Source organism: Trinickia sp. EG282A (genome assembly GCF_040965455.1).
Taxonomy (GTDB): domain Bacteria; phylum Pseudomonadota; class Gammaproteobacteria; order Burkholderiales; family Burkholderiaceae; genus Trinickia; species Trinickia symbiotica.
Genome location: NZ_JBFRCC010000002.1, coordinates 239732 through 257704 on the forward strand (window position 1 = coordinate 239732; position 17973 = coordinate 257704).

18 protein-coding genes, 1 tRNA gene and 1 pseudogene are annotated in these 17973 nt (G+C 63.3%); 13 read left to right on the top strand and 7 right to left on the bottom strand.

Translation table 11 applies throughout. The annotated features are described in order from the left end of the window. Window positions 1-68: 68 nt before the first annotated feature. The 7 genes and pseudogenes from AB4Y31_RS08980 (at window position 69) to AB4Y31_RS09010 (ending at window position 4391) form a co-directional block, all read left to right on the top strand. Window positions 69-1625: a methyl-accepting chemotaxis protein gene (locus AB4Y31_RS08980; protein WP_368673646.1), complete on the top strand. Its 1557-nt coding sequence runs from the start codon at window positions 69-71 to the stop codon at window positions 1623-1625. Between the two features lie 196 nt (window positions 1626-1821). Next, window positions 1822-2115: a GYD domain-containing protein gene (locus tag AB4Y31_RS08985; protein ID WP_368673647.1), complete on the top strand. Its 294-nt coding sequence runs from the start codon at window positions 1822-1824 to the stop codon at window positions 2113-2115. Window positions 2116-2339: 224 nt separating this feature from the next. Further along, a complete protein-coding gene (locus tag AB4Y31_RS08990) occupies window positions 2340-2513 on the top strand; it encodes a hypothetical protein (RefSeq protein WP_368673648.1) in 174 nt (57 codons plus the stop codon). 127 nt (window positions 2514-2640) lie between these two features. After that, complete coding sequence (locus AB4Y31_RS08995) at window positions 2641-3084, top strand: hypothetical protein (protein ID WP_368673649.1); 444 nt, start codon at window positions 2641-2643, stop codon at window positions 3082-3084. 300 nt (window positions 3085-3384) lie between these two features. Further along, entirely contained in the window at window positions 3385-3621 is a 237-nt protein-coding gene (locus AB4Y31_RS09000; protein WP_368673650.1) for a type II toxin-antitoxin system MqsA family antitoxin, read from the top strand. Window positions 3622-3628: 7 nt separating this feature from the next. Further along, a pseudogene (locus AB4Y31_RS09005) lies at window positions 3629-3951 on the top strand (type II toxin-antitoxin system MqsR family toxin). 2 nt (window positions 3952-3953) lie between these two features. After that, the gene (locus tag AB4Y31_RS09010; protein ID WP_368673651.1) at window positions 3954-4391 is read left to right on the top strand and encodes a type II toxin-antitoxin system MqsA family antitoxin; all 438 of its coding nucleotides are present in this window, start codon (window positions 3954-3956) and stop codon (window positions 4389-4391) included. 51 nt (window positions 4392-4442) lie between these two features. Here AB4Y31_RS09010 and AB4Y31_RS09015 read toward each other — a convergent pair whose 3' ends face one another. Beyond that, complete coding sequence (locus AB4Y31_RS09015; protein ID WP_368673652.1) at window positions 4443-4715, bottom strand: BrnA antitoxin family protein; 273 nt, start codon at window positions 4713-4715, stop codon at window positions 4443-4445. After that, a complete protein-coding gene (locus AB4Y31_RS09020) occupies window positions 4675-4947 on the bottom strand; it encodes a BrnT family toxin (protein WP_368673653.1) in 273 nt (90 codons plus the stop codon). The genes AB4Y31_RS09015 and AB4Y31_RS09020 overlap by 41 nt, the downstream gene beginning before the upstream one ends. A gap of 113 nt (window positions 4948-5060) precedes the next feature. Here AB4Y31_RS09020 and AB4Y31_RS09025 point away from each other — a divergent pair, with 113 nt between their 5' ends. After that, window positions 5061-5213, top strand: a complete 153-nt coding sequence (locus tag AB4Y31_RS09025) for a hypothetical protein (RefSeq protein WP_368673654.1) — start codon at window positions 5061-5063, stop codon at window positions 5211-5213. Window positions 5214-5278: 65 nt separating this feature from the next. Here AB4Y31_RS09025 and AB4Y31_RS09030 read toward each other — a convergent pair. Beyond that, window positions 5279-5354: transfer RNA gene (locus tag AB4Y31_RS09030), tRNA-Arg, on the bottom strand. 355 nt (window positions 5355-5709) lie between these two features. Between AB4Y31_RS09030 and AB4Y31_RS09035 the strand changes: the two genes are divergently transcribed. Further along, window positions 5710-6642, top strand: a complete 933-nt coding sequence (locus AB4Y31_RS09035) for a cytochrome c5 family protein (protein WP_368673655.1) — start codon at window positions 5710-5712, stop codon at window positions 6640-6642. 32 nt (window positions 6643-6674) lie between these two features. On the opposite strand, the gene AB4Y31_RS09040 is transcribed toward AB4Y31_RS09035, so the two are convergent. Continuing rightward, window positions 6675-8765 (bottom strand): UvrD-helicase domain-containing protein, encoded by a 2091-nt coding sequence (locus AB4Y31_RS09040; RefSeq protein ID WP_368673656.1) that lies wholly within the window; start codon window positions 8763-8765, stop codon window positions 6675-6677. A gap of 235 nt (window positions 8766-9000) precedes the next feature. Here AB4Y31_RS09040 and AB4Y31_RS09045 point away from each other — a divergent pair, with 235 nt between their 5' ends. The 3 genes from AB4Y31_RS09045 (at window position 9001) to AB4Y31_RS09055 (ending at window position 11566) form a co-directional block, all read left to right on the top strand. Beyond that, window positions 9001-10080, top strand: coding sequence for an oxidoreductase (locus AB4Y31_RS09045; RefSeq protein ID WP_368673657.1), 1080 nt, complete (start codon window positions 9001-9003; stop codon window positions 10078-10080). 191 nt (window positions 10081-10271) lie between these two features. Further along, window positions 10272-10637, top strand: a complete 366-nt coding sequence (locus AB4Y31_RS09050; RefSeq protein WP_368673658.1) for a hypothetical protein — start codon at window positions 10272-10274, stop codon at window positions 10635-10637. Between the two features lie 203 nt (window positions 10638-10840). Then, complete coding sequence (locus AB4Y31_RS09055) at window positions 10841-11566, top strand: DUF899 family protein (protein WP_368673659.1); 726 nt, start codon at window positions 10841-10843, stop codon at window positions 11564-11566. A 170-nt stretch (window positions 11567-11736) separates the two neighbouring features. On the opposite strand, the gene AB4Y31_RS09060 is transcribed toward AB4Y31_RS09055, so the two are convergent. Together AB4Y31_RS09060 and AB4Y31_RS09065 are read right to left on the bottom strand one after the other, a co-directional pair. Next, the gene (locus tag AB4Y31_RS09060) at window positions 11737-12366 is read right to left on the bottom strand and encodes a LysE family translocator (protein ID WP_018441440.1); all 630 of its coding nucleotides are present in this window, start codon (window positions 12364-12366) and stop codon (window positions 11737-11739) included. Window positions 12367-12411: 45 nt separating this feature from the next. Beyond that, window positions 12412-13497 carry a phytoene/squalene synthase family protein gene (locus AB4Y31_RS09065; protein WP_368673660.1) on the bottom strand — a complete coding sequence of 362 codons (1086 nt, stop codon included), beginning with the start codon at window positions 13495-13497 and terminating at the stop codon, window positions 12412-12414. A gap of 112 nt (window positions 13498-13609) precedes the next feature. Between AB4Y31_RS09065 and AB4Y31_RS09070 the strand changes: the two genes are divergently transcribed. Further along, window positions 13610-13984, top strand: a complete 375-nt coding sequence (locus AB4Y31_RS09070) for a DUF2784 domain-containing protein (RefSeq protein ID WP_368673661.1) — start codon at window positions 13610-13612, stop codon at window positions 13982-13984. A gap of 25 nt (window positions 13985-14009) precedes the next feature. Here the strand turns inward: AB4Y31_RS09070 and AB4Y31_RS09075 are convergent, their stop codons facing one another. Continuing rightward, on the bottom strand, window positions 14010-15596 hold the full coding sequence (locus tag AB4Y31_RS09075; protein WP_368674461.1) for a tetratricopeptide repeat protein: 1587 nt from the start codon (window positions 15594-15596) through the stop codon (window positions 14010-14012). Window positions 15597-17973: the final 2377 nt, after the last annotated feature.

The window sequence follows — 17973 nt, forward strand, 5'->3', positions numbered from 1 at the left end:
TGAATCTGCCGTAATTCATGAGGCAGTGTTTCCTGCCGGGGCCACTGAGAGATTACGGGAGATAACCGATGTTGAAGAAGCTGTCGATTCGCGCATGCTTGACGGCGTTAGTCGCTTTTTTTGCGGTCGTTTTGCTGATCGGGGCCGCAGCGGGGTTGCTCTCGCTGCGCGCGAGCAACGAGTCGCTACAGCAGATGTACACGATCGATACCCCCGCCGTCGCCGATCTCGAGGGCAGCGCGGGGCAGCTGCTGCGCCTGCGGCTTGCCCTTGCGACTTACGCGTCTTTAACCGATTTGAACGATCAGAAGGGCGCCGAAGCGGTTCTGACGCGATTCGATAAGTACTTGCAGTTGTCGAACAAGCTGCTTGCTCACTATGTGAGCATCGCGGGCGACGACGATAATGTGCAGCGTCTTTTGCAGGACATGAAGGACAAGCGCGATGCGCTCCTGCATGACGGCGTCGAGCCTGCAATGGCCGCGCTGAAAGCGGGAGACCGCAATACGTTCCTCGAACTGCAGTCGCATAAGCTGCCCTTTCTCTATAACGGCTACGAAAAGGCGATGCAGGCGCTCGAACGCCTGCATGTCGACAGCGGCGAGCAACGCTACCGCGAGGCGCATGCGCGCTTTCATTTCGTGAGCGCCGCGGTGGCTGTCGGCATCGGGCTTGCGCTCGTATTGTCCTGGTTCGCGCGTGCGATATTGATGCGCGCGATCGTGCATCCGGTCGATGCCACGATCGAGCAGTTCGATCGTATCGCGCGTGGCGACCTGACGGGCCGCATTGCTGCGGAAAGCGACAACGAGGTCGGCAAACTCGCCTCGGCGCTCGGGACGATGCAAGAAGCGCTGATCGGCACGGTCGACGTCGTGCGGCAGGGAACCCAGGCGATCGATACGGGCGTGAGCGAGATCGCGGCCGGCAACGCCGATCTCTCTCAACGCACCGAAGAGCAAGCCGCATCGTTGCAGGAGACGGCGGCCAGCATGGAGCAACTGACTTCGACAGTGAAGCAGACCGCCGACAACGCGAAGCATGCGAGCGAGCTCGCGCAAGGCGCTTCGAGTCTCGCCGCGCAAGGCGGCGAGCTCAACCGCGAGGTCGTCGATACGATGCAGGCGATCGTCGGCGATTCGCACAAGATTGCGGACATCGTCGGCGTGATCGAGGGTATCGCGTTTCAGACGAATATCCTCGCACTGAACGCGGCCGTCGAAGCCGCGCGTGCCGGCGAGCAAGGGCGCGGCTTCGCTGTCGTCGCGAGCGAGGTCCGCTCGCTCGCCCAGCGCAGCGCCGCGGCCGCCAAGGAAATCAAGACGTTGATCGACGAGTCGACCGGGCGGATCACGACGGGCGCGCAGCTAGTCGAGCGCTCCGGGTCGACGATGGGCGAAATCGTCGGCGCGATTACGCGCGTGAGCTCGATCATGAGCGAAATCGCATCGGCGGCGATCGAGCAAAGCACGGGGATCGATCAGGTCAACCGGGCCGTATCGCAGATGGACGAGGTGACCCAGCAGAACGCCGCGCTCGTCGAGCAGGCGGCCGCCGCGGCGAGTTCGCTCGAGGATCAGGCTCGGCGGCTGTCGGCGGCGGTTGCCATATTCAGGACTGCTTGAGTTCGGAGGTCTCCTCGCGGCTCGCTTTGCCGGAGCAAAATCGCGGCGATTCCCCTGGCGCCGCAGTGCTTGCAATAGCGCTGAAACGGCCGATTCGCGTCGCCTAGAATGAAATGGCGCGCGGACCGTTGCCGTGCACCCGCGCGGCAGCGCTCGCGCGGAAGTCCCGACACGTCGAATCGTAAGGGGAATCGTCATGGCGACTTATATCGTGCTTGCGCAGTTCACTGATCAGGGTATCCGCAACATCAAAAACAGCCCGCAACGGGCTAGCCAGGTAGCGGAAATGGCCAAGGGCTTTGGCTGCGAAATGAAGGAAGTCTTCTGGACGCTCGGCCAATATGACATCGTCGCGGTTATCGACGCTCCCGATGACGAGAGCTTTACGACCTTCGGTCTGGCTTTGGGCTCCGCCGGCAACGTGCGTACGCAGTCTTTGCGCGCGTTCACGAAGAACGAACTGGCGTCGATGATCGGCAAGCTGTCTTGATCGATCAACTTGCTGATGGCATTTGACGCGTCAGCGTCCCGGGGGAAGCCGCTCCCGCCCGCCCTGTGCGGTTCTCGGACGACGGGAGCGGTGTCTGATTTTTCTCCGTGGATTGACAATCGCGCGGTGAAGCCGATGCACAATGCTCGCGGCCGCCCATTCAGGGCGCGAACACTGAATGCTCGGGACATCGAAAGATGGAAGAAGGAAAACTGGACGTCGCCATGATCGAGGCCAACATTGCCAAGATGATGGCCGAGACGATGAAGTTGGTTGACGAAGGCGCGAAGCTTCGCGCCGAAACGGCCAAGCTGCAACGCGACGCGCGCTGGTATCCCGTGATATGGGCGACGGCGTTCGTGGGCGCCGTGCTTGGTGTGGCTGAGTTACTGCGGTGATGTACTCGCTCGCCAGCGAAACGGAGGGCGATCACGCCAAAAGACGCTGCGATAAGCACATGAATCGGGCAATAGCCATCACCTTCTAGGCTCAGCCGAAGAAAACTTTCGGGTCAACGAAGGCACAATGCGCAAACCAAATTCACCCGTTACAAGCAGCTTGCTGGCTGGCGTCCTGGCACTATTCGACGTTGCGCCATTCATCCTCTTGCTGCCGGCGCCGCGTGAAGATCTGTACACCGGCGGCGGATTGATACTGCTGCTTCTCTGCAGCATTGCCATCGCATCGCGGGCGAACAAGTTAAGAGGCAAGCAGCTTCGCATACTGTTCGCCGTCCTTTCTGGCGCCGCTGCAATAAACGTCCTCACAACCGTATTATTGCGCAGCTTGCCTTCCCCGCTCCTCGATCACCTTGTCTTAGGCGTACTGGGCGCACAATTCGGTCTCGACGGAGAATCTGCGTATGACGCCGCCAGCTACGAGGTATGGTGCAAGATTTGGCTAGGTCTCGCGCTAGTCGCAGGCGTGATTGTATCGATGGCCCATCGCGTGCTTCACGCCAAGGCTTAGTGAAACCGGCCCGCCACACGGGGGATTTCCATGGGTCGCGACCGGGGGTTTTTGTGCGATTCGACGCATGTCCGCAATAGCCGATCACCTTATCTTCGACCGCCGCTCTGGTGCGTCGTGAATCCGTGCGTCATGGGGACTCCGTTGCCCCAGCGTTGGCACATCGATGCGCCGGTGCAGCCCGCAAACCTGCAGCGATGCGAAGAGGGGGTCATGTAGTCCGAATCCGTGGGTCGAGCACTGTTCGATAGCAGTCACTATCTTTGATCGCCTTGTTTAAGCGATTAAGGAGTGACGAATATGAAGTGCCCCTCTTGCGGTGCGGCCGGCCTGATCCGCGATATGCGAGAAACCTCTTACTCGTACAACGGCGAGTCGGCTGCGATTCCTCGCCTAACCGGTGATCTCTGCCCGGCGTGCGGCGATTCAATGCTCGATATGGTGGTGTCGGCGCGTCCTGGCGAATCGATCGCAAGCGCGAGCGGATACGCCTGCCGGGGCGAGAGCGGTCCTGCCAATATTACCCTCAAAGGGTAATATCTAGATGGAGAAGAACACACCGCATTACAAGCTCACCACCATTCAAGCCACCATTGCTCGGCTGGGGGCGGCGGCCTTCACCAAGACCGCTCTTGATGGCGGGCGAGCTATGGGGCTTACGAGTGCGGAGATGCTTGCCGTCGTAGCAAGGTTGAGCTCCGCGTCGCACCGGCGCGGCGGCAACTTCTTCAAGTCCATGACCACTTACGCGGATCACAGGTATGGCAAGACGTGTATCACGCCGATACTCCAAACGGCAAAGTGGCCTACGTCAAGGTTTTCGAGCGAAGCGACGGTGCACCGGTCATCCAGTTCAAGGAAAAGTGACTATGAAGAATCGCAACTGCGTGAACTGCGGCACCCGTAATGGCATGATGCGGTTTGAGAATGAAACCTTTACGATCCGGCACGAGGAATTTGCCACCCAGGTTCGTGGGCTGTCGGGCTGGCGCTGCCGCGCGTGCGAGGAAGTCGAGTTCGATCCGCAAAGCGCAATGCAATATGCGGCGGCCAGCGATGCACTGGTACTGAAGGCGCGCGAGCACACCCAACACGAGATTCGTCGCATCCGCAAGAAATTGCATCTGAGCCAGGCGCAGGCCGCCCGCCTGACGGGGGGCGGACACAACGCGTTCTCGCGTTACGAGAGCGGCCAAGCCATGCCCGTGGCGGCCGTAGTCAATCTGCTGAAGTTATTGGACCTTCGGCCGGAGTTGCTGAATGTGTTGGTACAACCGCATGAAATCGAGCTTCAATTGCACGAGTGATTCACTGTACTGCGCTGGCCTCGGGCGGAACCTAGTAGGAGCGGCTCTTTTCTAGGCCAGCTTGTGGGTCGCAAGCCAGTCCTTCAGCGCGGCATTCATGCGCGTCTGCCAACCGCGCCCCGTCGCCTTGAAGGCTTCGAGCACGTCGTCGTCGAGCCGAATAGTCGTGGCGGTCTTGTGACTGCCTACCGGCCGCCCACGTCCGCGGCGCACGAGCTTATCGCCGATGTACTCGTCCGCCTGTTCGAAAAATTCGTCGGTCAGCTCCGGCGCGTCGTCCGGATCAACCCACTCGGTATGCGTAGCGCGTTTGCTCACGGTCATTTGCTTTCCTCATGCTGACGATGCGGCGAGCCTCGCCGCGTGGAGTCCATACCATGACGATCATCCGGCCATCCACCTTGCCGACCGTGACATATCGCAATTCACCATAGTTTTCACGTGCGTCCTCTACGGTGAAATGGTGTCCGGCGAAGACCTCGGCCGCGCGCGCGAAATCCAGTCCCCGCTCGGTCAGCGTCTTGTCGCGTTTGTTGGCGTCGAATTCGATCTCCATGCGATTTATTGTATTTACAATAAAACGAGAGCGCAAGGGATTCTTGTTAGTACGTTTATCCGGCAGCGCCGCTAGGAGTGCTCACAGAGCTTGGCGGATAGGGAACTTTGGAGATGGTGCAGCGGTTATGCGCCAACTGTCTGCGCGACGATCTCGCGCAGCAGAGCGCAGAGTCGTCGCCCGTGGCCGCCGCAATAGCGGATCGTCTGACGCGCTGGGTGCAGCCGCATACGCAGTCCCCCGACGGGCATCTAGCTGTCGGCTGACTGTATTTTCACTGTACTCGAGGAAAACGATGCGGTAGCGGAACGGCTGAATGCCTTACCAGACTTGGCGCGCCCGGCTGGGATCGAACCAGCAACCCCTGCCTTCGGAGGGCAGTACTCTATCCATTGAGCTACGGGCGCTTCAATGCGAAGGCGCCGCGGCCGGTGGGACGCAGCGCCGAGCAAGACGAAGAGAATACCTTGTTTCGCGTGACGCGTCCACCTTCCCCCCGCCCGCGATCCCCCCCCGAATACCGAGCAACGCCCGCCCTGCCTCGCCTCACGCCTCCAAACAACCGCCGCTACCGCGGAAACCCACCGCAAATCATTGCGGGTAAACGCGCCCCACGCGATCCGAGCGCCATCTCGCCGACGCCAAAACCTTCCGTCTATAATCGTCCGTGGTCGATGGAATGAAGTAAGTCGTTGCCGTAGTCGTCGTTGCCGTCACGCTGTACCGCTCACGAACAAATATTCACCGGGAGACGAGACAAGCATGAGCGAAGCACCACACGGAGCCCCGATCAAAACGCCGGGCCAGCTGATTGCGGCGGTCGTCGCCGCGTTCGCGATCCCGATCGTGATCATCTGGCTGCTGGCCTATAACGTCAACGAGACGGTCCGCACGGGCGCCGGCACGGACGAGCTCGCCGATGCCGCCGTCGCGAAGCGCATCGCCCCGATCGCGCAGGTCACGGTTCGCGATGCCAACGCGCCGCACGCTTACAAGACCGGCGAGGAAGTCTTCAAGGCGGTCTGCGTGACTTGCCACGGCACGGGCGCCGCGGGCGCGCCGAAGTTCGGTAACAGCGCGGACTGGGCGCCACGCATCGCGCAAGGCTATGACACGTTGCTGCACACGGCATTGACGGGCAAGGGCGCGATGCCGCCGCGCGGCGGTACGTCGCCCGACGACTACAGCGACTACGAGATCGCCCGCGCTGTCGTCTATATGGCCGATCACGGCGGGGCGAATTTCCCCGAGCCGGCCGCACCGGCGCAGGGCGCAAGTGCAACGGCGACGGCCCAAGCCGCCCCGGGAGCGTCGGGCGCCTCGGCACAATCGCCAGCCGACGCCAGCGCCCAAGCGGCAGGTCAGCAAGCCGCCGCCGCGATGGCCGCGCTGAACTCGGCATCCAAGGCCGAACCCGCATCGGCTCCCGCCACGACCACCGCGAGCGCCGACGCGAACCAGGCCGGCAAGGCTCTCTACCAGCAGGTTTGCCAGGCCTGCCACGCGGCCGGCGTGCTCGGCGCGCCAAAGTTCGGCAACAAGGCCGATTGGGCGCCGCGCCTCAAGGATCCGATGGACACGATCTACAACTACGCGCTGCACGGCAAGGGCAACATGCCCCCGAAGGGCGGATCGCAGGCGTCCGATGCGGACGTGAAAGCCGCCGTCGACTATATGGTCAGCGCGGCGAAATAATCAGGACGGCCAATATTCAGGAGCTCTGATGTTCAGGACTTCTGAAGCAATGCCTTGAGGCTGGCGAGCCGATCTTTCGGCGTCATCGGCGCCTCCTCGGGCGTGGGCGGCGGCGCCTCGTCGAGCCCCATCTCGGCGATGAAGCGCGAAGGCTCGCAAACCACCGTCTCTCTCGCGCGCTTGCGCTTCTTGCACCAGTTCAGATGCAAGCTGCGCTGCGCCCGCGTGATCGCCACGTACATCAGGCGCCGCTCTTCCTCGATGCGCGCATCGTCGATCGGCTCGTCGTCCGCGCCGCCGCGGTGCGGCATGATGCCCTCCTCGACGCCCACGAGAAACACGTGCGGGTACTCGAGCCCTTTCGATGCATGAACGGTCGACAGGCGCACCGCATCGGGATCCTCGTCCTTGCCGTCGAGCATCGACATCAGCGCTACCGTCTGAATGAGCGCGAGCAGATTCTTGCCCTCGTCGGCCAGTCCGTCGGCGTTGTCGTAGCCCGTCGCTTCGCCGTCTTCGGCCTCTTCGCGCTCGGGCTTGGTCCCCTTGCGCTTGAGCCACTCCAGAAACTCGAGGACGTTCTGCCACTTCGACTGCGCCTGGCGCTCGTCGAACGTATCGTAGAGGTAGGCCTCGTAATGAATGGCCTCCATCAAATCGTCGATCAGTGTGGTCGCCGCATCCTTCGTCGCCCGCTCGCCGATGCGCTGAATGAAATCGCAAAACACGCGCAGCGGCTCCACTTGTCGCGCCGACAGGCGCGCTTCGATGCCGCCCATATAGACCGCCTCGAAGAGCGACACCTTCGCCTGTCCCGCGAACGAGCCCAGCGCTTCGAGCGTGGTATTGCCGATGCCGCGCCGCGGCGTCGTCACGGCGCGAATGAACGCGGGGTCGTCGTCGGGATTGGCGATGAGGCGCAAATAGGCGCAGATGTCCTTGATCTCGGCTTTATCGAAGAACGATTGGCCCCCCGAAAGAACATACGGGATGCGCTCGCGCCGCAATACCTGCTCGAAGATCCGCGCCTGAAAATTGCCGCGATAAAGGATCGCATAGTCGCGAAACTGCGCGCGCCGCTCGAACTTGTGCGCGGAGAGTCGAAACACGACCGATTCGGCCTCGTGCTCTTCGTCGTTGCAGCCGGTCACGGTGATTGAATCGCCCATTCCGTGCTCGGACCACAGCTTTTTCTCGAACAGCTTCGGATTATTGGCGATGACGTTGTTCGCGGCCGTGAGGATGCGCACCGTCGAGCGGTAGTTCTGCTCGAGTTTGATGACGTGAAGCTTCGGGAAATCCTTGCCGAGCTGGGCGAGGTTTTCGAGGGTCGCGCCGCGCCAGCCGTAAATCGCCTGATCGTCGTCTCCCACCGCCGTGAACGCCGCGCGCGGACCTGCCAGCAGCTTCAGCAATTCGTATTGGCACGCATTGGTGTCCTGATACTCGTCGATGAGCAAATACCGCAGCTTGTTTTGCCACCGGTCGCGTACGGCCTCGTTTTGCGCGAAAAGCTCGGTGGGGAGCCGGATCAGGTCGTCGAAATCGACGGCCTGGTAGGCGTGCAGCGTCGCGACATAGTTGCGGTAGACGATCGCAGCCTGATGTTCGTCTTCATTCGATGCGCCAGCGAGCGCCGCCTCCGGATCGATGAGGCCATTCTTCCAAAGCGAGATGATCGACTGGACTTTGCGGATGAATCCCTTGTCGGTCGAGCCGACCTGCTCCTGGATCATCGCGAAGCAATCGTCGGAATCCATGATCGAAAACTGCGGCTTGAGACCCAGATGCTCGGCTTCCTGCCGCAAAATCTGCACGCCGAGCGAGTGGAACGTGCAGACCGTCAACTGGTTCACGGGCACCTTGCGCCCTTCTTTGCCGGGCGCCGTCAGCGTCTTGCCTTCGAGCAACTTGCCGACACGCTCGCGCATCTCGGCCGCCGCCTTGTTCGTGAACGTCACGGCGGCGATATGGCGCGGCTCGAAGCCTTTCTGCTCGATGAGATAGGCGATTTTCTGCGTGATGACGCGCGTCTTGCCGCTGCCTGCGCCGGCAAGCACGAGACACGGGCCGTCGAAGTAGCGAACCGCCTCGCTTTGGGCGGCATTCATTGCTGCGGACATCTTGTTCGTGGAGTTGGCGAGTGGGCGCTTTAGCGCTTATTCGAGCCAGATGGAAAGCTGAGGGCGAGTGCGCGATGTTAACACGAACGAATTGCGACTCCATGCGCCAACCAAGGTGAGCGCTGCGGCTACCGCTTCTCTTGCGTCGCCTCGTGCCAAAATGCGGACTTCGCGCACGACTAGCCTCGTGAGGCTGCGATGCGCCAACCCGCTTGAAAGCTTTCGGAAAGCCCAGATGACTTCATCGCTGAAAATCGGCTTGATGGGATACGGTTTCGCCGGCGCGACGTTCCACGCACCTGTCATCGAGCACTGCGGCCATGCCGCGGACGATCGGCGCGAACCCATCGCACGCATCGCGGCGATTGCGACGAGCAAGCCGGAACAAGCGCTCGCCGACTATCCGCAGGCGAAGACGGTCCCCGATCTTGAAGCGCTGCTGGCGCTCGACGAAGTCGAGTGCGTCGTCATCGCCACGCCTAACGATACGCACTTCGAGATGGCGGCAAAGGCGCTCGAGGCCGGCAAGCATGTCGTCGTGGACAAGCCTGTCACGCTGCGCGCAGCCGACGCCCTCGCCCTCGCCCGGCTCGCGCGCGATCGCGGCCTCGTCTTCGCGCCTTTCCACAATCGGCGCTGGGACGGCGATTTCCTTACCGTGCGCGAACTCATCGACAGCCAAGCGCTCGGCCGCATCGTCCATTTCGAGTCGCATTTCGATCGCTTTCGTCCGCAGATCCGCCAACGCTGGCGCGAGGAAGCATCGCGCGGCGGCGGACTGCTTTTCGACCTCGGTCCCCATCTGATCGATCAGGCGCTCGTGCTGTTCGGGGCGCCGGAGACGGTCTACGCGAGCGTGAAGACGCACCGCGATCATGCGACGGCCCCTGACTACGTCCACCTGCTGCTCGGCTATGCCGACAAGGAAGTCGTGCTCCATGCAAGCGCGCTGTCCGCCCTCGAGCCTCCGCGCTTCGCGATCCACGGCACGCTCGGCAGCTACGTGAAAGCAGGCCTCGATACGCAAGAGGATCAATTGAAGGCCGGCCTGCGCCCGGGCGACGCGGGCTTCGGCGGCGGCAACGCGGCCGGCACGCTGCGGGTGATCTCGGACGGTCAGGAAACCGAGCGCCCGCTACCGACGAAGGAGGGTGCCTATGCCGATTTCTATCGAGCGCTCGCGTCGTCGATCCGGCAGGGCTCGCCGTTCCCGGTCACGCCGCAGGATGCGGTCGACGTCATGACGATCATTGAGCTGGCCGAGCGCAGCGCGCGCGAGGGCCGACGTCTGACGTTCGCTCGCGAGACCGCCTGAAAGCGCGCGACGAAAGGCGGGGCCCGCCGAAGACTCCGTTACAACTTTCGCGACCGCGATGTCATCGCGGCGATCACTTGAGCCGTTTTTGCGATGTCGCCTGAAATGCGACATCGCGACATCGCGCTGCGCGCGGGCATCGCAACGCTAGCAACACCGTGAACGACAACGCCAATACAAGGAGAATGGGAATGCCACATACGATCCGAGCGCTCGCGTGCGCCGCATTGATTTCATCGTTGGCGGCCTGCGTGGTGACTCCGCCGCCGCAGCGAGTGAGCGCCCCGCCCCCTCCGCGGCCGAATCCGCGGGAGGCCGCCTTGCAACGCTTCGATCAGATTGGCGATCGCATCGACAACCTGAGCCGGCGCATCGACTGGCACGTCAATCAGGGCTACTATCCGCCCCCGCAGGGAGGCGCACTGCACCACCGGCTCGACGTGATCCGTCAGGAAGCGCACGACATGGCAACTCAGCACGGCGGCGGATTGTCGGGAGACGAGCAGCACGTGCTGAATCAGGAACTCGACGGCGCCGCGCGGGCCATCGGCGAATAAGGCAAGCCACCGCGATCGCTTGGCCAAACGTCGGCCGGGGGTCTTCCAATCGTTCGGACTCCCGACCTATCACGAGCTGCGCCGTCGTGTCGATTTCGCCTCTGGTCGTTCGTCGTAGGAACGGGGACAGCGCCATGCCCGCCGTTCCGCGGTACGGCATCCGGTTCTGCCCCACTTACCGTCGATCCCAAGGAGGCAAGTTCATGAGCCATTCCGAAGCATCCGATCAGGCATTGAAACCGGCGTTCCTGCTTGCGCAGTCAAAACTTCGTTTCCCAAACGAAAGCGCGGAATACCGCAAGGCGCGCAACGCCCTGCTCGCTGAAGAGATCGAATTGCGCCGCCATATCGAGCGCGTCGCGGCGAAGCGCCGTGCATTGCCGCTGGGCGGAGTCGTGCCGCAGGATTACCGTTTTGAGGGCGAGCAAGGCCCTACCGCGCTCGCGCAAATGTTCGGCAAGCATGACACGCTCGTCACCTACAACTGGATGTTCGGCCCCAAACGCCAGCGTCCGTGCCCGATGTGCACATCGCTGCTGAGCGCCCTCGACGGCGAAATGCCCGACATCCTCCAGCGCGTCGCATTCGCCGTGATCGCGCGCTCGCCGATCGAGCGTCTCACAGCCTTCAAGCAGGAGCGCGGCTGGCGGTATCTGCGGCTCTATTCGTCGGGCGGGAACGCATTCAACGTCGACTACGCGCACGAGGACCCCGAATCGGGAGACAACCCGGCGTTCAACGTCTTTGTGCGCAGGAACGGCCGCATTCATCACTTCTGGGCCGGCGAGATGGGGCCCGAGACGGCCGACCCCGGCCAGGATCCGCGTGGCGCGCCAGACATCCAGCCGATCTGGACGATTCTCGACATGACGCCCGAGGGCCGCGGCACCGATTGGTACCCTAAGCTCGAATATCCTTCGGACAACTAACGACTCCGCCGGACAGATAAACCAACGAACCGTCGGGGCGGCCTCTTTGCGTGCGATGCAATTCCCGTTTGAGCGGCTGACGAACGGCTGACATCGCACGTTATTCGCCGTGCAATGCGCGATGAAGGCCCGGGAGGCCGAATCATCCCGCGTTTCTTACCGGATAGAAGTCAACGCCGCGCCTGCGTCGCCATCCTGAGCGCAAGCCCGGCGAGCACCGTACCCATCAGCCAACGCTGTACGACGAGCCACGCAGGACGCCCCGAAAAGAACGAAGCGATCGAACCGGCCATGATCGCCACGACGGAATTGACGGCAAGGCTCGCGACGATCTGCATGCTGCCGAGCGTCATCGACTGCGCGAGCACGCTGCCATGTGGATCGATGAACTGCGGCAGCAGCGACAGATAGAGCATCGCGATCTTCGGATTGAGCAGATTGGTGAAGAACCCCATCACGAAGAGCTTGCGTGGACTGTCGGGCGGCAGCGCGCGCACCTGGAACGGCGATCGGCCGCCCGGCTTGAGGGCCTGCCAGGCAAGGTAGGCGAGATAGAGCGCACCGCCGAAGCGCAATGCGTCATAAGCAAGCGGTACTGCGAAAAGCAAGGCGGTGATGCCGAACGCCGTCGCCAACATGTAGAACAGAAACCCGAGCGCCACGCCGCCCAACGAGATCATACCGGCGGTGCGGCCTTGGCAGATCGAGCGCGAGACCAGATACATCATGTTGGGGCCGGGCGTCAGCGCCATGCCGAGCGCGACGAGGCCAAACGCGAGCAGTGAACTGGATGTGGGCATTTCGTGAGTTCCCTCGACGCGAGGCGTGTGGACCGGCCCATTATTTCACGGTTCGACTCTCGGCATGCGCAATGGCTCAGCGGCTTGGATGCGCGCCTCGATCGCGGCGATGATGCCGTCGGCCCATCCGCGCAGCGCCCCGTTCCATGCGACTGTCGCCGTGGAGCGCGCCATGATCTCGTAGACGCGAGCGCGCGGCACTTTCGAAGGCTTGGCGGGATCGAGCCAGTTTTCGTTGTCGACGAGCAATTGCAGCGTCTCGAGACCGATGAATATCGGCCAGAGACACGCGAGCCGCAAGCGGATGGACCACGCGGAAATGGCGAACGTATAGTCGAGCGCCGCGCGGTAGTGTTCGAGGGCAACGCCTACCAACTCGAGCATGAGCGGTCGTGCACGCGCCGAAGCATCGGGCAGTTTCAGATCCTCGGGCGTGATCGCGTAGCGGCTCAGCATCGTCGTCGGCAGATAGCAGCGGCCGATGCGGAGGTCCTTTGCGCAATCGCGGAGCACGTTCGTCAATTGCAGCGCTTTGCCGAATCGCACCCCGCGCTCGATCGCCAGAGCCGGATCGCCCACGAGCGAGCCCGGCGCATACGCGTACGTCATCTTCGTCCAGAACTCGCCGACACACCCCGCAACGAGGTAGGTGTAGCGATCGAGGTCGGCCGGTTTCGCAAGCGCAGCGAGGGAGCCCGAGCGCTCGTCTGGAAACGTGCGCAAATCGAACTGCATCCCGCTCGTCAGCGTCGTCACGACACCGCGCACCGCTTCACGGTCGGATTCTTTCGATTGCGCCAAGAGATGCAACGCCGGCTCGAGCGATTCGAGCAGAACCTTCTCATCGGATTGCGTTTGCCGCGCCGCGACTTCGCCGGCAAGACGCCGGGCGAATGCGCCATCATCCGATGCGCCGTTCACTTGCTCACGCAATTCGTGCAGCAGAGACAACCGTTGCGCCGGCTCGATCAACGACGTATCGGCGATCGTGTCCGCTGCTCGCGCAAGCAAATAGGCGAGACCGACGGGCTCGCGCATGCCCTTGGGCAGCACGCGCAGCGTCAGGTAGAAGGAACGCGAAACGCCTTTCAATAACGGGCCGAGCAGGAACGCCCGGTCGGAATTACGCATGGATCAATTCGCCTCGTGTCGAGTGGATGCGGTGCTGCCGAATTGTATCCGGGAGCGCGCGAGCGCCAACCCCGAGAGAATCGCGGCTCTGCCCAGACGGTAAACTGTGCCCATGACCGCCTGGGCCGACATCGTCCTCATCCTTCATGCACTCGTCGTTTCGTTCATCGTTGGCGGCTTCGCGGCGATATGGGTCGGCGTGGCGCTAGGTTGGCAATGGGTGCGCAATCCGGTTTTCCGGCTTTTGCATCTGGGCGCGATCGGTATCGTCGCACTGCTCGCCGTCGCCGACATCCCCTGTCCGCTGACCGTGCTCGAGACCTGGCTGCGTCACGGCGCGACGTCGAATCAAGGTTTCGTCGAGTACTGGTTGCAACGCCTGATCTATTACGACTTTCCGCCCTGGGTCTTCACAGTGGCCTATTCACTGTTTGCGTTGCTCGTCCTCTGCACGTGGCGCTTCGTTCCTCCGCGCAGGCGTCGTTAAGCCTCGAGAGGACGCGCTCGGCCAATCACTGCTCGCTGGCGGCCTCGAGCATCTTGGCGGCCTTGCGTCTGGCCGCATCGGCCTCTTGCGGACGGCCGGTCCGACCATAGAGTTGCGCGAGGTTGTTCAAAGCGCGCGCGAAATCCTTGCGATGCGATGAGGGATCCGCTCTCGACAGCGAATCGTAAAGCGCGATCGATCGGCGGAATGCATCCTCGGCCTCGCGCGGTCGATGGGTCCGGCTGTATAGGACCCCTAAATTGTTGAACGTGCGCGCTTCGTCGGGCCGATAGTCGGTTGGCGCGCGGCCGCGCAGCCTTCGATAGATTCGCAGCGCCTCGATGTAAGTCTGTTGCGCCTCGGCCGAGCGGCCTTGCGCCCGATACAGCGCGCCCACATTCGACAACGTGCGTGCGACGTCGCCGCCATTCAGCACGAAGCTTTCGCGCGCGAGCTGACGTCGAATTTGCAAGGCTTCGCGATAGGCCTGGTACGCGTCGTCCCGCTTGCCCATGTCGCTGTCGAGATTGCCCAGATTGTTCAACGTCCGCGCGAGTACCGGGCGGTAGGCCGCGGGATTCTCGCTCACGAGCCGGCGATCAATTGCCAGCGCCTCGCCATAAGCGCCGTTGGCGTCGTCGTTGCGATGCATCGTCTGGTAAAGCACGCCGAGATCGTTGAGCGTCGCGGCAACGTCGGGGTCGTAAGCGCTCTTGTCGTGTTGCGCCAGCGCGCGATCGAGCGTGAGCGCTTCGCCATAGACTTCGAGCGCGTCTTCGGGCCGGTCCGAATCGCGGTAGAGCATGCCGAGATCGGCGAATGCGACGGCGACGGACGGACCGTACGTGAGGGGCTCGCCGCGCGCGAGTCCCCAGAAGATCCCGAGGGCGCGCAGGTAAGCACCCTCTGCATCCTTCCTCAACTGCAGCGCCGCGTAAAGACCGCCAAGTTTCAAAAAAAGCCGCCCGATTCGAGGACGCCATACGGTGGGCCGATCCTGCGCGAGGGACTCATAGCGGACGAGCAGCAACTCGTAAATCGGCTCTGCCTGCTCGAACAGGCGGAGCTCGTCGAGCATGTCGGCGTAAGTCTCCGACAGCTCGATATCGTCGGGCTGCAGCGCGTGAGCCGCCTTGGCATAACCGAGCGCGCGCTCGGGGGAGAACCTGAGCCATTCGACGATGGACGCCTCGTGTCGGCGCGCCGCGGCGAGCGCGGAGGGGACCTGGTCCTCGCGTAGTTGTCCCGCGAGAAGCTTGGCGGCGGCCCCGAGCTCCAAATGGCCGACCGCACGATCGACATCGAGCTCGGTCGGATCGGACGTTCGCGTCACCGATGTCTCGTGGAGCAGCTTTCGATACCGCATACTCCATTGCTGCGCCACCGCAACGAAATCGACGTCGGGATGGCTTTGCGCCATCGCCGCGAGCGCGGCCAGCACCGGCGCGGCATTCTCGAGCGCTTCCTCGCGCACCGCGGCAAGCATGATGTTGGCGGCGCGCGCAAGCGCGGCACGCTGATTGCTCGCAAGTCCGGCACGCTGAGCGGCACGGTTCGGCTCGTCGACGAGGCGCTCGACGACAGGCGCCGGCAAGCCACAGTTGGTGTGCATCACGAGGCCTCGCTCCACGTCGCGTTCGGAAAACGCCGGGGAGCAACGACTCGTGGATGCGTCGGGTGCGGAAGCTTCGGGCGCGGCCCCGGCATGGCACGACCACGCGACGGCCGAAGCGATCGCGATACTCGCGACCCGGGCGCGCATTCGTCTTTCGCTCATGGGGTCCCCGCCGCAATTGGCCGGCTTTGGAAACGATGTTACACGGCAAGGATGGGGAAGTCCCCAACGGAAAGCGCGTTTGGGGTACCGCGTTCGCTTTCGTATGTTAAGTAGCGAACATCCGCGCGCCATCCTTTATTGATCTTTCGTGTGACGAGGCACATATATTGGGGATGGCTTCATCCCCGAGGGCCTATGCAGAGGGAAGCGACGAAGCAGGCACAGCCGTTGCAGTGCCCGCGCTGCGGATCGGCGTTGGCAGCGACGAGCGCGAATTGCCCGCGATGCGGGCAGCGCGTGCTTTTGCGGTTCGACGCTGGGCTTGCCATCTCAGACGATTCGCACTCGCCCGCGACGACGCGCGAACCGCCGGGTCTCCCTGTGCTTCATCGGACGGCACGCCAACCCGCGCGAACGCGCACGGCGCTGCCGCGACGCCTCGCTCCCGCCGATGCCAACGGCGCTCGACGCTGGGGCGTTTCGGCCAGCGTGGCTGTGATTCTTTTCGGCTTCGCCGCCGGGTTCGGCAGCTACGTGGCCATCACCGAACACGAGAATGCGCAGGAGATGTGGCGCAACGTCGAAGGCCGGTATGCCGAGCAAGCGAGCCGCGATGCCCGCAATCCCGAAACCGACGAAGCGCGGGACGACTCGGCTTCGCCTCACCCGGCGAGGACGTCCGACTCGCTCGTCGCGCTGCTGCAGCAGCAGATCGAGAGCGCACGCACGGACGATACAAGCGATGCGACGAGGCTAGGCGATTCCAAGCACCCGAACCGTTCCACCGCGCAGCAGCGTCGGACACCGCCGAGCGCGCCGGCCCCCGCGCAGCCCCAGACGCCGCTTGCAGCAAACGTGAAGCCGCTGCCCACCGCACCTGCGCCAAGCACGACCGAGGCGCGGCCCAAGCCGCCTGCGCGCGAGTCGGCGGCAGTGCTAGCGCCAAAGCCCTCGGCGCGCGAACTCGCACTGGCGCAGACGCCGAAGCCCGCGGCGAGCGCTCCCGCACTGGCGCAGATGCCGAAGCCTGCTGCGAGCGCCCCCGCACTGGCGCAGACGCCGAAGCCCGCGGCGAGCGCTCCCGCACTTGCACAAACGCCGGCACAGCCTCGGCGCGATCAGGTACTGGCCGAAGCGCCGAAGCCCTCCGCGCATGAGCCGGCACCGCCCCGAACGCCAGCACCTGCGCGAGCAACCGTGCCGACTCAAACGCCCCCCAGCCTCACGGCCGGGCACGAACCGAAGCCGGCACTCAGCAAACAAACTCAGCAATCCGAAGCGATCGCGGCCGCCGAGGCAGCAATCACGGCCAAACCGCCGGCGATCGCCAGCGCCTCGTCAACGGCGATCATCGCGGCGATGGAAGCGCCCACTTCGCCCCCTTCTTCTTCTTCACTACTCGCCAACGAGCGAACTGGCGAGCCAGCCAGTGCTCCGCCCACGGCGCCGGCGTTGACTCTTGCGCAACCGACATCTCGGACGCCTCTACGCGCTCAGCACAGATCGCCGCCGTCGGCGCACGCGAAGCCGCGGTCGACAACGACGGCTCATTCTCCATCAAGTGAGCGACCGCTCACTTCGCCAATGGCTCAGACGCATACAGACGCTTCCCCGACGGCAACCCAGGAGCCGGCGATCGCGCGCGACGCCGAGCCGGGACCCGGGCCGACGACATCGGCAAAGCCAGACGAGACCGCAAAGGCAATGGCGGCACCAGCACCAACGCGCGCCGCCTCGGAGAGCTGCAACAGCGAAGATAGTTCGGCATGCGAAACAATTGCCGCGGCCGCTGCCAATTCACAAAGCGCAGAGAGCGAGCCGCGCAGCGCGGACGAAACATCGAGAAGTTCAACCCGATCGGTCGAGCAAGATGCTCGCGACGACGACGCGTCGCCTGCTCGCCCCGCCGCCAGCAAATCGAGCGTGAGAAAGCGCCCTGTCGAGCACGCGGCGTCGGCCGCGCCTAGGCATCCTGTCCGGCGGACGCACCGCCGCACGCTAGCTGTGGCTGAGACGCCGCCGCAGCGAGCATCTCAGCAATCGGATACGCCGTTTTTCACGACGCTCAAGCCGCGGTGGATGTTCCAAATGCCGACCGCTGATCGACGGCGCGCACAGTTGTCGCAAATGCAGGTCGAGCTTTATCGAGGGCATTGATTGTCTACAGTGCCGGTCGGCCTGTCACGGCGAGCGTACGGCTGGCGAGTGACGG

Bases quoted from the DNA above. Each gene is read 5' to 3' on its own strand.
- AB4Y31_RS08980 (WP_368673646.1), top strand. From the start codon at position 69: ATGTTGAAGAAGCTGTCGATTCGCGCATGCTTGACGGCGTTAGTCGCT.
- AB4Y31_RS08985 (WP_368673647.1), top strand. From the start codon at position 1,822: ATGGCGACTTATATCGTGCTTGCGCAGTTCACTGATCAGGGTATCCGC.
- AB4Y31_RS08990 (WP_368673648.1), top strand. From the start codon at position 2,340: ATGATCGAGGCCAACATTGCCAAGATGATGGCCGAGACGATGAAGTTG.
- AB4Y31_RS08995 (WP_368673649.1), top strand. From the start codon at position 2,641: ATGCGCAAACCAAATTCACCCGTTACAAGCAGCTTGCTGGCTGGCGTC.
- AB4Y31_RS09000 (WP_368673650.1), top strand. From the start codon at position 3,385: ATGAAGTGCCCCTCTTGCGGTGCGGCCGGCCTGATCCGCGATATGCGA.
- AB4Y31_RS09010 (WP_368673651.1), top strand. From the start codon at position 3,954: ATGAAGAATCGCAACTGCGTGAACTGCGGCACCCGTAATGGCATGATG.
- AB4Y31_RS09015 (WP_368673652.1), bottom strand. From the start codon at position 4,715: ATGACCGTGAGCAAACGCGCTACGCATACCGAGTGGGTTGATCCGGAC.
- AB4Y31_RS09020 (WP_368673653.1), bottom strand. From the start codon at position 4,947: ATGGAGATCGAATTCGACGCCAACAAACGCGACAAGACGCTGACCGAG.
- AB4Y31_RS09025 (WP_368673654.1), top strand. From the start codon at position 5,061: ATGGTGCAGCGGTTATGCGCCAACTGTCTGCGCGACGATCTCGCGCAG.
- AB4Y31_RS09035 (WP_368673655.1), top strand. From the start codon at position 5,710: ATGAGCGAAGCACCACACGGAGCCCCGATCAAAACGCCGGGCCAGCTG.
- AB4Y31_RS09040 (WP_368673656.1), bottom strand. From the start codon at position 8,765: ATGTCCGCAGCAATGAATGCCGCCCAAAGCGAGGCGGTTCGCTACTTC.
- AB4Y31_RS09045 (WP_368673657.1), top strand. From the start codon at position 9,001: ATGACTTCATCGCTGAAAATCGGCTTGATGGGATACGGTTTCGCCGGC.
- AB4Y31_RS09050 (WP_368673658.1), top strand. From the start codon at position 10,272: ATGCCACATACGATCCGAGCGCTCGCGTGCGCCGCATTGATTTCATCG.
- AB4Y31_RS09055 (WP_368673659.1), top strand. From the start codon at position 10,841: ATGAGCCATTCCGAAGCATCCGATCAGGCATTGAAACCGGCGTTCCTG.
- AB4Y31_RS09060 (WP_018441440.1), bottom strand. From the start codon at position 12,366: ATGCCCACATCCAGTTCACTGCTCGCGTTTGGCCTCGTCGCGCTCGGC.
- AB4Y31_RS09065 (WP_368673660.1), bottom strand. From the start codon at position 13,497: ATGCGTAATTCCGACCGGGCGTTCCTGCTCGGCCCGTTATTGAAAGGC.
- AB4Y31_RS09070 (WP_368673661.1), top strand. From the start codon at position 13,610: ATGACCGCCTGGGCCGACATCGTCCTCATCCTTCATGCACTCGTCGTT.
- AB4Y31_RS09075 (WP_368674461.1), bottom strand. From the start codon at position 15,596: ATGCACACCAACTGTGGCTTGCCGGCGCCTGTCGTCGAGCGCCTCGTC.